Raw genomic sequence first — 14,274 nt, forward strand, 5'->3', positions numbered from 1 at the left:
CGGCGACTGCCACGGGCCGTCACGCTGTATTTGCGATGCGGAACGTTCTGCGGGTCACTCATCGCCAGAGTTCAGCCCTGTCGATTGCTCGTGACTCATCCGCTGGCCGTCGCTGGTAAGGGTAAGCGCGCGGTCGAGCTGAGCTCGCGATGCCTCAGTCAGTGACTTCCGGCCGAGAAGCGCGAGCGCACGGCGGTACAGCTCAGTCTGCGACATATCGGAGACGCCATTGGACAGCATCTGCAGCACCGAGGCAAGCTCCAGCGGTGGTATCTGCGCGAGAGTCCGAGGTCCGAGTTCCCGCACGGCAGAGGCGTCCTGACCGGGAAGCCGGAATGATCGGGATGCCTGGCCAGCCTCTTTGAAGGGGTTGTCGGAGAGTAGGTCCCCGCGCTGAGCCGCAGCCCAAATGGCTCGGTTCAGCTGGCCTGCGATATTCCGGCCTACACGTTCGCCGCCAGAGGCTTTGACGTAGACGTGGCGGAGCCGCTCGCCAAGGATCGGCCCCTCTGCTCGCACGATCTCCACGAGTCCTTCCGCTATCTCCTGACGAGACGCTGAGTCAAGCGGGACGGTGGCACCATCGAACTGCACGTAAGGAGCAAGTCCGGTTGTGGTGCTGTCTGCCGACTGCTCTTCGTCGTCTGCCAGCGCGGGAGGCGGACTTCCGAGTGAATTCAGCGAGGAGCGGGAGCTCTCGGCAGGATCCGGGATAACCGTTGAAGTCGGGCGCGCACGCAAAGGCCCGGCTGCGTCAAGCGGTGCATCGTCGGGCTCCTCGATCTCATCGGGATCCTTGAGACCAAGGCTTTCTTCGAACTCCAAGCTGCCGCTCTCAGTCACCCATCCACCAGGGCGAATATCGAGTTGACCGAGCTGCTCCCACAGGCCAGCGAGCGCGCTCACTTCGTCAACGTAAAAACTGGACTCGCGCACGCGAAAGAACGTCCATCCGCATCGCTCCAGGTCCCGCTGCCGTGCGAGATCCTGCAGATAGGCGTCAGGGCCGTGCCAGTGGTCACCGTCGCACTCGACCGCGAGGCGGCCCTGCGCACCGACCACGACGAGATCAATCTTGTAGCCATTCGCGTCAAACTGAGGTTCCACGACGTATCCACGATGCACGATCCGGTTATAAACGCGCTGCTCAAAAAGGGAGTCGAATGGGTCGACGCGGTCGACTTCGGACACGGCCGGTGACTCATCTGCCCAGAACCGTCCCGCGGATGCGACCTCCTCGACGTAGGCGATCAGCTGGTGGCGCAGATCCTCGGAGTTGGGCAGCTCGTCCAAGCTCACTGAGTGATAGAGCCACATCTGGTCCCTTGCCCGGGAGGCCGCAACGTTGTAACGCTGTAGGTACTCGTCTCGGGTGAGTGGAGCGAGCCGAGATCCTGGCTCGATCGACGCAACCATCGAGAGGAAGATGACGTCTCTCTCCGAGCCCTGAAAGTCTGGCGCGTCACCAGCTCGAAGGTCTCGGGCAACCCATTCCTCATTGGGGATCTCCTGCAGCAGCAGTGTCTCGATGAGCTGTGCCTGCGTGCGGCCAAGTAGCGAGATCACGCCTATGGACTTGTCGTCGTAGGCCGGGTCCTCGCAACACGCCTTGATCTGATCGACGATTGCTCGTGCCTCCCCGCGGTTGATCCTGTTGCGCGACTGCCCCTCCTGGTAGGCGTCCGCCAGGAACACCTGCCTGATCGGCTCGAGCCGATCGGCGCCGAACTGCCGCACCGGCAGTAGCCGGACACCGTCGGGCTCGTAGGCGATTCGGTTGGAGAACCCGATGATCTCTGGGACGCATCGCCGGTGCTCGCGCAGCGTGAGCCGTGACCCGAAGCGCATGACTGCCTCGTCGAACAGTGAGCGCTTCGGATCTTGCCAGGAGTCCCGGTGCTCGTTGTCGTAGAGGTACCGGGCAGCCAGCTGCCGCAGCTCGCCCTGATCGATTCCGACCGCGCTCGGCGACACCTGCTTGTCGTCGCCGATAACAACGATCTTCGGCGCGAGAAACTGGAGGAATGCCGCCTCGACCCCGGCCTGGGATGCCTCGTCGACCAGAACTACGTCGAACATGTTCTCCGTGACGTCGAACTGCTCGGCGATGCGGTAGATCGGCATGATCCATACGGGCACGGCCGAACGTGAGCGGTCCATGGCGTCACGGATGCCGGTTCGCTGCAGCGCTGCGTACTTTCCAGTTCCCTTCCCGAGTCGGCGCACAAGCTGTGAGTACTGAGTCAGGTTCGCGCGGGCGGAACCGGTGATCCTGTCCTCGCCGACCGCGTGCTTCCAGGCACGCAGGGCCGCGATCAGCTCAGCCTTCTCCCGCAGGCGCTGCTCAATGACTGTGATCTTCGCCTGGGCCACGTTGGAGTCAACGTCATCTCGGGCGAGGATCCAGGCGCCGATGTTGCCCCAGGTCCAGGCCGCACCGAGTTCGCTGAATCGCTCACTCCACGCGATGTCTGGAGCGGTGTCGATAACGGCGGCCGCGAGCGCGGGCGCCGTCGATTTGAGTCGGGCCGTCAGCTGGTCGCGTTGTTGGACTAGTGCTTTCACCTCGTGCAGCTTTTGATGTCGGGCGTAGGCACGCGCGTACGCTTCAGAGTCGGCGGACTGCGCGGCCGCGGAGAGGTCGTGCACGACGGGTGAGGCGTCGTCCCAGGCGGTCGTGTCCACGACGTGCTGGATTTCGGCGCGAAGGCTTCCGGTGGCTTCGGCTTTGTGGTCGTGGGCGTTTGCGGCGTCTACGAGCTCCGTGTATTGCTGAATCGCGTCGCGGTCTGCCCAGTCGGGGTGCGGCACACCCAGCTCGGCGAAGCGTACTCCGACTCGGTCAAGGTCCTGGCCGAGGTTGAGCACGCGTGCCAGCTGCTCGAACTGACCTTGATGCCAGCTGGCACGCGCATTCAGCGTGTCCTCGTCTGGGATCGTGACGCTGACGGGCCACGCGTGGTCGAGCTCGTTCAGTAGCCGACTGGCGTCGGTGTGCGCCCGGAACAGCTCCAGCGCCCGTGCGTCGGTCGGTGGCAGGCCGTTCACCTTGACCTGCTCGAAGAGTAGGTCAACCTTCTTGACCACGGACGGAGCGAAGACGCCGATCTTTGGCGTGCCGTCAGGATGCAATTTCAGAGGCCCATGGGTCGCGAGGTGAGCCTTTAGCGTCTCCGCCATGGCAAGCAGGGGTCCCGCATCTTCCGGGCACCGCACCGTCGTGCCAACACCCAGGAAGGTGATTGCCAAGGTGACGCCGCGAAGTCGGTTGGCGATCGCTTCGTGCCGGTCGACCCACACGCGTGACAACCCAGATCGCACATCGTGCACGGCTTTTTCCATCCACTGGGTGCGCTGCAAGGGCAGTGCGTCCACCTCGTTCATCAGACTGACGAGCTCCTTGGTCACCTCGGAGCGCGCTGTCGGGGAGAGTCGTTGAACGGGCGTCAGTGCCGGGTGACGGGCAAGGTGGTTGAACTGCTGGACGGCAGCGCTCGCTTCCGCCCGGGCTGCTACAGATTGGGAGAATCGTTCGGGATCGGGGACCTGATCTTGCGGGACCAGTCGCATTCGGGCTTCGTGCTCGTCGTCGGCTATTTCCGTGGAGCGAAGAAGCTCAAGCCAATAGGTAGCCTCCCGGTCGCTCAGCGCGGCGGGCACCTGCCCGTCAAACTCGACAAGGCCTCCAATCCAGCTGAACTGGTTGACCTCGTCGTCGAACCGCTGGGCGATCTGGGCAAGGGTTCCGTTGTACCCCAAGTGGTGGTGGGTCTCGGTCTCGATCTCCCGCGCATGGAGCAACTGGTGACCCAGCTCCTGTCGCGCGCCTCGCAGCTCGTCAACCTCTGTGAGTGCCTTGGTGATCTCATGGTCGGCTGCGGCATGGTCAAAGTCACTCGACTCACGGGAGATCGTGTCGACGGCGACCTTGAGATCCGCCATGTCGTCGTGGGACGACCCAATGACGGAGACCGCGAGGGGCTTGATCTTGTCCGGGAGCTTGCCGCGCACCTCGCTGAGTGCACGGTCTGTGTGCGCGGTGACCAGCACTCGCTGTCCCTGCGCGAGGAGGTGGGAGAGCAGTGCGGCTGCCGTATGCGTCTTCCCCGTCCCTGGAGGTCCCTGCACCAGCGTCTGTGCGTGCCGGCTCACGCGTTCGAGGATCTGCCGCTGGACGTCATTGAGGGGCAGCGGAGAGAAGACGTCTCCATCGATGTCCAAGACCGCCCCAGGCCGAGGGTTGGTGCTGACAGCGGGCACGTGATCGGGATCGACGAGGGGCATAATCCCTTCGGGCACCGCGCCCGACGACTCGATCTGGTCGCTAATGGCGTCAAGCACCCTGACCAGGCCGATGTCTCGCCGCGGTCGGAGAATCAGCGCCGGCGACCATGCGATGACTGCGTCTTCGGCCGGTGGCCGCCGCTGCTCGTCATCGAAATATCGGCCGGCCGCATCGAGATGGTTCACCAGGGTCGACGCAAGGGCTCTGAATGGCTCTCTGGCAAGCGCGTGATCGGCATACTCGGACGCCTGCTCTTGGACCTTTTCGAGAGTGTGGCGGTCAGGCAGCGCGCCCGGGTCGAGCATGTCGTTCTCGAAGTTCAGGCCGCGTGCTGTGTCATCGATGCTCACCTCGATGCGTCCTGATTGGTCGTCGATCAGGGCCTTCAGCGGGCAGACGAAGACATGCCGTCGAACGTCGGGCTGATCGGAGGGCCGCCAGCTGAGCAGGCCCAAGCCCAGGACGAACTCGAGTTCTTCGCCACGCCCTACGGTCTGGGCGTGGATGCGGAAGAGCTGCTCATAATATGCGCGCACGGGTGCATTCCTGCGCTCGTCGGCAGCCCACTGCCGCCAAAGAGTCATCCACTGGTCGAACGCCGCTTGGATGTCGGGGCGATCCTCGAGACTTGCCTTCGTGGGAACCTCGGACTCGAGCGCCCAGCCCGCCTGCACCTGGCGAAGCCGTGGCTCTGACGTGGAACTCGGTGCTGGCGTCACCCAGTCGGTCAACTCCTGAGGTATCTCGGGGGCGGGCTGCTTGCCCAATCTCTCGATGCTCATCACCAACTGCTCATCTGCTTCGTCGTCCTGCGCTTCATCCCGACGCGCGACGAATACTGCCTCGTGCAGCGGCGCATCCGCCAGCCATTGCACCGAGCCGATCTGCGTGTAGGAGTCGAACGTCCTGACTCGCTTGGTCTTCATCTCTTGGGCGCGCGCGAGGAACCGGAACAGCCGCGTCGCGCGGTGAGCGGGGTCGCTCATAACAGGATCAGACACGTGGTTGGGCAGCTTTCTTGACCTCGGTGGCAATTGCTTCAGGCTATCTGTGCGCGCCCTGACCATGCCACAGGTCCAAAAATGCGGGCCGCATCCCCGACCCCGTCGGCGGCTTCGGCCCAGGAGGTGCCTGCCGGTACGACAGACGGACCGTTCCACGCGAGCCTTGTGGTGCACCGGTGGCGACCCGAGTCCGTCACCCAATCGATACACGGATGGCAGTGCAGCAGGCATCCTTCTGCTTCGATGAGTTTGGGTGGCAGAGTGCGTCGTCTGGCAGTGCTCGATAGAGTGCTGGAGGGTGGCTCGCACGAGCCGTGTGAACGTGGGAGACGCGGTCCACTGACAGGGCCGCCGCAGAAAGCTAGCTTCGGAGTTCGCCAGACACTGTGCTCAGGAAGCGCGGAAGATAGTGTCCATGTGCCACATGGTTGCATCCTTATCTGGTCTATCGACCTTCCGATCAGGAAGGTCGATGACCTCTCCCGATTTCGAGTAGAACTCGTCCCCGTTGCCGAAATCAGAACGCAGCCTCGGGCTGACCTGAAGGCGATGATGGTCATCGATGCCGAGGTAGCCAGCGTCGAACAGGATGTGCACGTCTGACCGCAGGAGCATGCCATTGTCGACGCGATGCTCCCCTCCTTCTGAGACGGGCCGAATGTGCGCGGCCTGGAGGGTCGGAGTGATCTTCGCCCCCGAGATGGCGCAACGGTGATGGTAGGACGAGAGGACAAGGCTCTTGAATCCCTTCTGTCCTACACGTGGGATGAACAGCCTCGGCTCCCCGCGAGTGGGGCCGTCGATGAACGATGCCGCATCGGAATCTGGGTGAAGGATCGGCACGTTCGCCGAGAGCAGCATCTGGGCGAAGGCCTCCTCGATGTATGACCACTCGCCGTTGTCGGCCGAGTATCCGCGGCCGCGAACGGCCGAACCGGGGTATGTGCTCGGCACGGGTAGTTCATCGTCGGGTTCCACGAAGAAGCTGTCCCGAAGCAGGATGCACCCGATGGTCGGATCCGGGTCGGGCTCCTGCTTGTTGCGCGCCCGGTAGAGATTGATGCGTTTGAGGAGTTGGCCTGGAGAGTCGCAGCCGTTTCCCTCGCCATAGATTGCCCAGGTCTCACTGACACGCATCGTGACGTGGCCGCTGAACAGCCCGCCTCCGATCAGGCGACCGCCAGCCTTGGCCTTGCTCTTGAAGAGGAACCGCTCGCCTGCCTGCAGCGCTTTGAACGTCACGGTGCTCGGCAGCCAGAAGTTCACTTCGTCGAGGTCTGGGCGCGCTCGAAGAAATGCTGCCCACTCTGTGTCGGTAGGGAAGACGTACGCGCCCACAGATGGATGCTACGCCCTCGTCGTCGCCGCCACCCGGATATGGCGCACCTGTCGGCCGTTCCCCTGAGAGTCAGGCTTCGAGAAGGTCCTCGATGTCCTCGCGGGAGAAGTCGTCGCTGATCATGCTGTCTGCAGAACTCGCTCGGCGATATAGATCCGGCACCGGGCCAACCACTTCGGTGTCTGGTTGCGGACCTGATCGTCAGTTCTAAAGGGGTCCGCGGGCATCCAGTCGTCGGGAAGCGGGTCTGCGATGGTCCACGTGGGTGGGTCGTCGCCGAACTCACGGCCAATCACGGCTCGTAGCAGAGCGTCGAGGTTGAGACCGTGAGCTTCTGCGCTCCGGTGGCACCACGCCGCCCGCGCATCAGGGTTGGCGCGCAGGTCGTCCCTTGATTGCAGCACCATCCGCAGCGCGTGGTCCTCGTTGAGGTCGGTGAGCGCGACATTGATCGCCGCGGTGGCACGATCCGGAGTCATCAGTCGGTGCTTGGCCGCCAGCTCGATTGCGGGACCGAGCTGGACAGCCCGCAGATAGATTGCCGCGGAAGGGATTGTGGTGCCGGACAGGTAGGTCGAAAGCCGAGTCGCGGAGGTGCCGATGATGCGCGCGAACTCTGCGAACTCAGCCTGCGTCCACTTGGCTTGCCCATACGGCGGTGCCTACCTGATCACGATGGGCAGCTTCCTCCAGTCCACGGACAGCGGGTCCAGTCGAACGTTCCACCGCCGAGGTGCTCATGTATGAACGCTCGGTTTGGTCCCCACTTCGGGTCAAGGACTCTGGCAACGGCCAGAATTGAGACGTACTCGGTCCCCGCGCGTTTCAACGAGGCCGCGACGGATTGTGCATGAGCCCCGGTCACCCATGCATCGTCGATGATGAGCACGTGCCGTGGCACGACGTCACTGTCGACTACCCAGTGCTCGGGTCTGAAGTCGCGTTCGCCGGCCGCGCCGGTGAATCGGATCGACAGCTCCCTGCTCGGCGAGCGGGTAGTTTCCCGGACAAGATCGCGAAGGGTGCTGCGACTTCGAGTGGATGGCACGACGGCCCATCCGTCGATCGCGATGCCAGCTAGCGTCTGAGCGCACCTCGTGTGCCCGCGCAGGCCGAGCGCGAGCAGTGCCGACACGATCGCTCGGTGGCTTGGCCCGGGGCGCCGTCCCTTGTAGTCGCGGACCACGCGATACGTCTGGGAGTCTGGTTCCACCGCATACACCACGATCCCAACCCGGTCAGCCACGGGAATCTCGAGCTGCACTTGTGCCTGACACGGATGACACATCGGGTAGCCGTCGACCGGCGCACAACAGACCTTGCAGGTCACACGGTCGGCGTGAATCGTGCTGTCCAAGAACGATCCCGCTTCAGTATCCAGGGAGGTTGCGAGGTTGACGAGACCCGACGGGAACGCTCGTGTCATTCCGCTGTGAGTGCTTCGAGAGCAGACTCGAGCCGGTCGTGCACACCCCTGAGCTCGCCCACGGCTTCCTCGAGCTCATCGGAGGTTCCGATGACACGGACGTTGGCGCGTTGCGCCATATCGGCTCCCCACGTCGTGCCGTCGACCACTCGTCTGGTCAGGATCACCGGCCGTCCGTGCTCGCCTGCGACCCGAGCCTGGATGCGTGCCCCGGACTGCTCACCGGCCTCGACCACGATCGTGGCCAGGCCGTAGCCGGACATTGTTGCGTTGCGCATCGGGAACGTGTGCTTGGTCGGTGACATGTCTGGGTAGAACTGCGAGAGCACGAGCCCGCGGGCGCCGATCTCGGACTGAAGGTCCCTGTTCTTTGCAGGGTAGGACCTCGTGATCCCGGTGCCGAGGAAGGCGACGGTTCGTCCGCCCGCGTCGAGTGTGGCGCGGTGCGCCGACGCATCGATGCCTTCAGCCAGCCCGCTGACAACACTGAGACCGGAGCGCACGAGCAGGTGCGCCGCGTCGGCGGCAAAGCGAACACCCCAATCGGAGGCGGCTCGGGAGCCCACGACCGACATCCCCTGGTCAGCTGCTCGAAGGTCGCCTGAGTAGAAGAGGAATGGCGGTGCCTCGCGGATGTCGCGTAGCCGATGGGGATACCTGTCATCGAGAACAGTGACCCAGGTCAGACCTGCCTGCTTCCACCGCGCAATATCACGCGCCGCCGCCGAGAGAGCCTCGTCAATCTCGGGTGAGCGAAACAGTCCTTCGCTACTCACGCCATCGAGCACCTGGATGGCGCTCCCGACGAATGACACCTCACCGGCGATGGAGCCCCAAGAGGTGCCGCGCGGCTTCGTCCGCAGAAGGGCCAGAAGTGCGGCGGTCTCGCGCTCGTCAGGCTCCATGAGCCGAGCGTAGTCACGCGGGAAGCCTCGGTCGACTGTGGGGAGGACCCTGCTGAGGATCTGTCGGATCATGCGATCAGGTTTGCACCAGGGTGTGACAGGGAGTCGTGTGATCGACCGCTACCGCTCGGGAACGCTCCCATTGGTTCATTGAGCCGCGCTCTGCTGCCACAGCCAACGATCTCGCAGGCCCGGGCGGCCGGTGCGGAGGTGTGGACGCGGCGTCGATGGCGTACTCGGTGGTGTCGTCGGGCCCGTGGACGAACGGGTCGTCCGCCGATGCCGAGCCGTTCCTGACCGGGTGCAAATATGGACGTCATGTGGTCGCCTCGTGCAGCGTCGGGTTCCGGCTCGGCGCCCAGCCGGGTGGTGCTGGTTGCGGCGGGGCTGACGCTGGGGCCGGTGGTGGTGCTGGGGCTGGCCCGGTTCGCCTACACGCTGCTGCTGCCGCCGATGCGCGCCGACCTGGGGTGGAGCTTCGCGCAGGCCGGTGCGATGAACACCGCCAACTCCATCGGCTACCTGCTCGGCGCCCTCGTCGCGGGGCCGCTGATCGCACGGTCGGGCAGCCGCCGCCCATTCGTCATCGCTCTGGTCGTCACCGCGCTCAGCGTGCCGGTCTCGGCGGTCACCTCTCAGTTCGCCCTGCTGCTGGCACTGCGCGCGATCGCCGGGGTGGGCGGCTCAGTGGTCTTCATCGCCGGCGCTGCACTGCTCGCCGCGCTGGTCTCCGACCTGACCGCCAGGCGGTCGGCCACCCTCATCGGCCTGTATGCCGCGGGCGGGCCGGGCGTGGGCATCGTCATCTCTGCGCTCGGCGTGCCACCGGTCCTGGGGCTCGGGGCAGGCGCCGGATGGCGTTGGGGCTGGCTGGTGCTCGGCATTGCCTCGGTGGCCGCGCTCGCCGGTGCGCTGCCCGCCGCGTATGCCGTGCACGAGCCGCAGGCGGGTCCGCGCCGTCGCACGCTGGACTGGCCGGTCGCCCGGTTGGGGCCCGCGCTGCTGGCCTACGGACTCTTCGGCGCGGGGTACATCGCCTACATGACGTTTATCGTCGCGTTCATCAAGGGTGAGGGGTTCGGGTCGGTGCGGATCACCGCGTTCTGGGCGGTGCTCGGCGCGATGGCGGTGCTCGCCGGTCTGGCGTGGGGGCCGGCCCTCGACCGGTATCCCGGTGGTCGCGGGCTCGCGGCCGCGCTGGCGCTGACGACGATCGGCTCGCTGCTGCCGCTGGTCGGCGGCGGGAACCTCGCCGCGTTCGGCTCCGCGGTGATCTTCGGGGCGGCGTTCCTCGCGGTGCCCACGGCGGTCATCAACCTGGCGCGGGTGCTGCTCGAGCCGGTGCAGGTCGGCGCGGCCGTCGCCGTGCTGACCGTGGCATTCGGGATCGGTCAGAGCATCGGCCCGGTGCTGGCCGGGGCCCTGTCCGACGGTCCCGGCGGGGTGCGCGTAGGCCTGTTGCTCTCCAGCGGACTGCTCGCCATCGGCACCCTCGTCGGGCTCGCGCAGCGTGACCGGCGGGCGTAGCAGGAGTCCGTCACCCCTGATCGGGACCGATACCCCGCCGCCTGGTCCGGCGAAGCGCACAACCGTGCGCCGACCGGCTACTCCGGATCATTCGGATACATCATGCTGAACATCTGGGCTCGACCGAGACAGTCACGCATGATCTCGATCTGCCGAGCCGGGTGCTCGCGATGCACCGCAACGGGATCCCAGGTCGGCTTCGACTCCGAGTCATAAGGGCCGAGGTCATCGAACGCAGCTGCGACCGATCGGTCATTCATGATGTCGCGCAAGGAAGTCGGCAACGCGACATCGACCCCCGCCGTGCGCCCGTCCATCGCGGAGAACCTGATTCGGAGCCGGCAGGAGTCATCCTCGCCGCACTCTTCAGACACGTCGAGCGGGCGATTCCACAGGAACATGAAGAACGTCTCGATTTCGTCGAGGTCCAGCACCGCGGACATCTCGGACGCATCGCCGAACCGGTCCAGGTAACGGCTGTCCATCGGAGTGGCCTGTGCGCGGTTCATGAGGCGACAGCGGTGGTCGTCGAGTGTCGACGGGGCGTCACGATCCCTTTCGCGTTCGTGCCGATATGAATCCGGCCTCCCTCACACCAACCCGGGCATCCGGTTCGCGAAGTCCGTCGCCGCCTCGAAGACGGACCCGATGCGCAGCACGCCGGGCTCGTCGAACGGTCGGCCGATGATCTGCATACCGATGGGCAGGCCTTGGCGGTCGAAGCCGCAGGGCACCGAGAGGGCCGGTAGGCCGGTGAGGTTGCCGGGTGCGGAGGCGCGGACGTAGGCGTCGATCGCGGACTCGTCGGTGCCGTCGGGCCAGTGGACGACGGGGTCGTTCGTCTTCACGGCGGTTGCGGGCAGGGTGGGGGCGAGAAGGGCGTCGATGCCGTCCATCTCAAACATCTCGCGCCAGCCCTGCTTGATCAGCTCACGTGCCCGCAGGGCGCGGATGTAGTCCGTCGCATAGACCAGCTCGCCGGCCTCCAGCAGGGCCCGCACATCCGGCTCGAAGAGGTCGGCCTTGGTGCGCAGGGCCTCCTGGTGATAGCTGCTGGCTTCCGCTGTGAACAGCGCGTATTCGACGGCCATGTAGGTCTCGGTGAGCGGCAGCGTGACCTCGCGAATCGTGGCACCGGCCGCCTCGAGCGCGCTCACAGCGGAGCGAAAGGCCGCCTCGACGTCCGGCTCGATGCGGTCGAAGAACCAGTTCGACGGCACGGCCAGGGTCTGCCCGGCCAGGTCGCCGCCGAGCGAGTCCGCGTAGTGCGGCACCGGGACATCGGCGGTCCCCGGATCGGACGGGTCGTAGCCGGCCAGCGCCTGCAGGAGCAGCGCGACGTCGGTGACGGTGCGAGCCATCGGGCCCGCGTGGTCGAGCGACCAGGAGAGGGGAGTGATGCCGCGCCGGGACACCCGCCCGAAGGTCGGCTTGAGCCCCGCCATGCCGTTGACCGATGACGGGATCCGGATCGACCCGCCGGTGTCCGTCCCGACCGCGCCCATGATCATCCGGGCGGCGAGCGCCGCGCCGTTGCCGCCGCTCGAACCACCCGGCGTGCGCGAAAGGTCCCACGGGTTGTGCGTGGTCGGTGTCAACACCCCATACGCAAACTCGTGGGTGTGCGTCTGCCCGAGCAGCACGCCACCGGCTCCGCGCAGCCGCGCAGTGACTGCCGAGTCGGCCGACCCGATCCGGCCCTCTCTTGTGCGTGAGCTGGAGGTCGAGAGCACACCCTCGGTGTCGCACAGGTCCTTGATGCCAAGAGGTATGCCGTGCAGCGGGGTTCGCGGGCCAGCGCCGGCGATATCCGCATCGGCCTGTCGTGCCGCCTCGCGCGCCTGCTCGAGCGTCAGCGTCGCGAAGGCGCAGACCTTCGCCTCGTGTCGCTCGATCTGACCGATCACCGACTCGGTCAGCTCCACCGACGACAGGTCGCCCGCAGCGATGGCGGACGATGCGGCTGCCAGGGTCAGCTCATAGGGTTCCATCATGACCACCGGGCGTCGAACGTTGTTGCGGGAGGGGTGTCCTCGAGGTCGACGGCATCCAGCCCGTCGATCGCGCCTTGCACGGCCTGGAGCGTGCCTGTTGCGGTCTCGACCCGGTCATCGGGCATGGGGAGCCGGGCGTGCTCGGCGAGTGAGCGCAGCATCTCGGTGGTGACAGTCGGTCTGGGCGTGGTCATAGGTGCTCCTCAATGCAGGTGGTCGATCCCGCGCCGTTGCGGCCGAGTCCACTTGCGGCCTTCATCTCATGGTGTCAGACAGGTCTCACCGATTCAGGCGATCCGCGAGATGTTTGCACCGGTAGGCGCAACGGATGGTGTCCTTCTCCGCACCTGACGACCTTCCCAACGGAAATCGCCATGAGCATGCTGTACCTGTAACGGTATTTGCTGAAGATGGATACCTACGTCGAGACCATCGCACTGCCTGAGCTGCGAAGCCTGCTCGGACCGGATCGGGTCGCTGAACTACCCGACCCGATCATGGAGTCGGAGCTTTCGCCGCGCCGGCTAGGTGGTCATCCGCACACCGTGCGGATCAGCTGCTCGGCGTTCCCGCCCAGCACGCCGTCGACCTCGGCTGCACCGAAACCACGGGATGACAGGGCGTCGCGGAGCACGGCAAACTGCCCGTAGCTGGTCAAGACAGGGCGATAGTTGGCGTCCATGTCGGTACCGACCCCTACGTGCTCCACTCCGACGACCTCGACCAATCGCACGATTTCGCCAACGTAGTCCTCAAGCGTTTGCAACGAGAACCCGGCGGGCCACACCCCAATCACCCCGCCGGTCTCGGCCACTACCCGGGCGTGATCGGCACTGACGAACCTCGGATGCTCCCGCCCGGCACCGGCAAGATGTGAATGCGAGATCATGACCGGCTGGTCGGACACCCACACCGCATCTCGAGTGGTCTCGTACGTGGCGTGCGCGAGATCAACGATCATCCCCAGCCGGTTCATCTCGCGCACAACTTCGGCACCCGCGGCACTGAGCCCATCATGCACGGCGGACGCAGTTTGCAAGTCACCGTACGCATTCGGGCGGTAGTGCACGAGCTGCACCGAGCGCACCCCCCGCCGATACGTCTCGGCCAAGTTCGCCCCGTCGTATTCGAGGAAGTCGGCACCCTCACAGGCCAGCAACATGCGCGGGCCGTGCGGCCCGACGAGGTCCGCGCCGCCCCGCAGCGGCTGCAGACCGATGCGCTCTGCTGCTCGCGCGGCGGCCTCCAACTGCCGCAGGTGATCCGCATACGCCGTGCCGACGTCGAAACTTCCGGTGGCGGTCAGACCACCGCCTTCCGTCGCCCGCAGAGCCTGCAGGTCGGACACCGTCGCGAAACTGACCACACTCATGCCGGACCGGACAATCTCCCTGGGGTCGGACCGAGCACCACCGATATTGCCGCGCGCCAGTGCCGAATCATCGGGCAGACCATCGAGGAAGAAGCGTCCAGGGTGAGCGTGCAGATCGATCCAGGGTGCCGTCACCATGCGGTTGCTCCTAACATGCACAAAGTATTCTGCCCGCCGGCAGGCGCGTCAACCGGCTCCTTGCCCGGGCAGGTCGAACGCTGCACCGAGGCCCCGCCGCGACTGACGGCCATCGCGATGACCGTCTGCGGCGGGGACAGCGCGCGGGCGTGCAGGGGATGCGAACCAGGGGCCTGGTGGCACTGAACTCCGATGCGCAGGACGCCCTTGCGAGTATGAACGCGAAGGCGTCACAGTGGTCTTCAACGTGCCGTCGCAGTGGGGCCTGCCGTGTGCGGGCGGCC

At 65.6% G+C, this 14,274-nt stretch carries 9 protein-coding genes; 1 reads left to right on the forward strand and 8 read right to left on the reverse strand.

The features are described from left to right. Positions 1–54: 54 nt before the first annotated feature. The 4 genes from FGL98_RS01635 to FGL98_RS01655 all read right to left on the reverse strand — a co-directional run bounded on the left by FGL98_RS01635 (position 55) and on the right by FGL98_RS01655 (position 8,959). Positions 55–5,271: an AAA domain-containing protein gene (locus FGL98_RS01635; protein ID WP_186525915.1), complete on the reverse strand. Its 5,217-nt coding sequence runs from the start codon at positions 5,269–5,271 to the stop codon at positions 55–57. A gap of 408 nt (positions 5,272–5,679) precedes the next feature. Next, positions 5,680–6,627 carry an HNH endonuclease gene (locus FGL98_RS01640; RefSeq protein ID WP_146314927.1) on the reverse strand — a complete coding sequence of 316 codons (948 nt, stop codon included), beginning with the start codon at positions 6,625–6,627 and terminating at the stop codon, positions 5,680–5,682. Between the two features lie 120 nt (positions 6,628–6,747). Continuing rightward, positions 6,748–7,107, reverse strand: coding sequence for a hypothetical protein (locus FGL98_RS01645; RefSeq protein WP_146314928.1), 360 nt, complete (start codon positions 7,105–7,107; stop codon positions 6,748–6,750). Between the two features lie 943 nt (positions 7,108–8,050). Next, positions 8,051–8,959 (reverse strand): DNA-processing protein DprA, encoded by a 909-nt coding sequence (locus FGL98_RS01655; protein ID WP_146314929.1) that lies wholly within the window; start codon positions 8,957–8,959, stop codon positions 8,051–8,053. 309 nt (positions 8,960–9,268) lie between these two features. On the opposite strand from FGL98_RS01655, the gene FGL98_RS01660 reads away from it, so the two are divergent. Then, entirely contained in the window at positions 9,269–10,486 is a 1,218-nt protein-coding gene (locus FGL98_RS01660; RefSeq protein ID WP_146314930.1) for a YbfB/YjiJ family MFS transporter, read from the forward strand. Positions 10,487–10,563: 77 nt separating this feature from the next. Here the strand turns inward: FGL98_RS01660 and FGL98_RS01665 are convergent, their stop codons facing one another. The 4 genes from FGL98_RS01665 to FGL98_RS01680 form a co-directional block, all read right to left on the reverse strand. Further along, positions 10,564–10,995, reverse strand: coding sequence for a hypothetical protein (locus tag FGL98_RS01665; RefSeq protein ID WP_146314931.1), 432 nt, complete (start codon positions 10,993–10,995; stop codon positions 10,564–10,566). Between the two features lie 81 nt (positions 10,996–11,076). Further along, entirely contained in the window at positions 11,077–12,477 is a 1,401-nt protein-coding gene (locus FGL98_RS01670) for an amidase (RefSeq protein WP_146314932.1), read from the reverse strand. Then, positions 12,477–12,674 (reverse strand): Asp-tRNA(Asn)/Glu-tRNA(Gln) amidotransferase subunit GatC, encoded by a 198-nt coding sequence (locus FGL98_RS01675; RefSeq protein ID WP_146314933.1) that lies wholly within the window; start codon positions 12,672–12,674, stop codon positions 12,477–12,479. The genes FGL98_RS01670 and FGL98_RS01675 overlap by 1 nt, the downstream gene beginning before the upstream one ends. A gap of 338 nt (positions 12,675–13,012) precedes the next feature. Then, complete coding sequence (locus FGL98_RS01680; RefSeq protein ID WP_146314934.1) at positions 13,013–13,990, reverse strand: dipeptidase; 978 nt, start codon at positions 13,988–13,990, stop codon at positions 13,013–13,015. Positions 13,991–14,274: the final 284 nt, after the last annotated feature.

The sequence above is a fragment of the Leekyejoonella antrihumi genome (assembly GCF_007845645.1).
Classification (GTDB): Bacteria; Actinomycetota; Actinomycetes; order Actinomycetales; family Dermatophilaceae; genus Leekyejoonella; species Leekyejoonella antrihumi.

Bases quoted from the DNA above. Each gene is read 5' to 3' on its own strand.
- FGL98_RS01635 (WP_186525915.1), bottom strand. From the start codon at position 5,271: ATGAGCGACCCCGCTCACCGCGCGACGCGGCTGTTCCGGTTCCTCGCG.
- FGL98_RS01665 (WP_146314931.1), bottom strand. From the start codon at position 10,995: ATGAACCGCGCACAGGCCACTCCGATGGACAGCCGTTACCTGGACCGG.
- FGL98_RS01675 (WP_146314933.1), bottom strand. From the start codon at position 12,674: ATGACCACGCCCAGACCGACTGTCACCACCGAGATGCTGCGCTCACTC.
- FGL98_RS01645 (WP_146314928.1), bottom strand. From the start codon at position 7,107: ATGACTCCGGATCGTGCCACCGCGGCGATCAATGTCGCGCTCACCGAC.
- FGL98_RS01660 (WP_146314930.1), top strand. From the start codon at position 9,269: ATGGACGTCATGTGGTCGCCTCGTGCAGCGTCGGGTTCCGGCTCGGCG.
- FGL98_RS01670 (WP_146314932.1), bottom strand. From the start codon at position 12,477: ATGGAACCCTATGAGCTGACCCTGGCAGCCGCATCGTCCGCCATCGCT.
- FGL98_RS01680 (WP_146314934.1), bottom strand. From the start codon at position 13,990: ATGGTGACGGCACCCTGGATCGATCTGCACGCTCACCCTGGACGCTTC.
- FGL98_RS01655 (WP_146314929.1), bottom strand. From the start codon at position 8,959: ATGGAGCCTGACGAGCGCGAGACCGCCGCACTTCTGGCCCTTCTGCGG.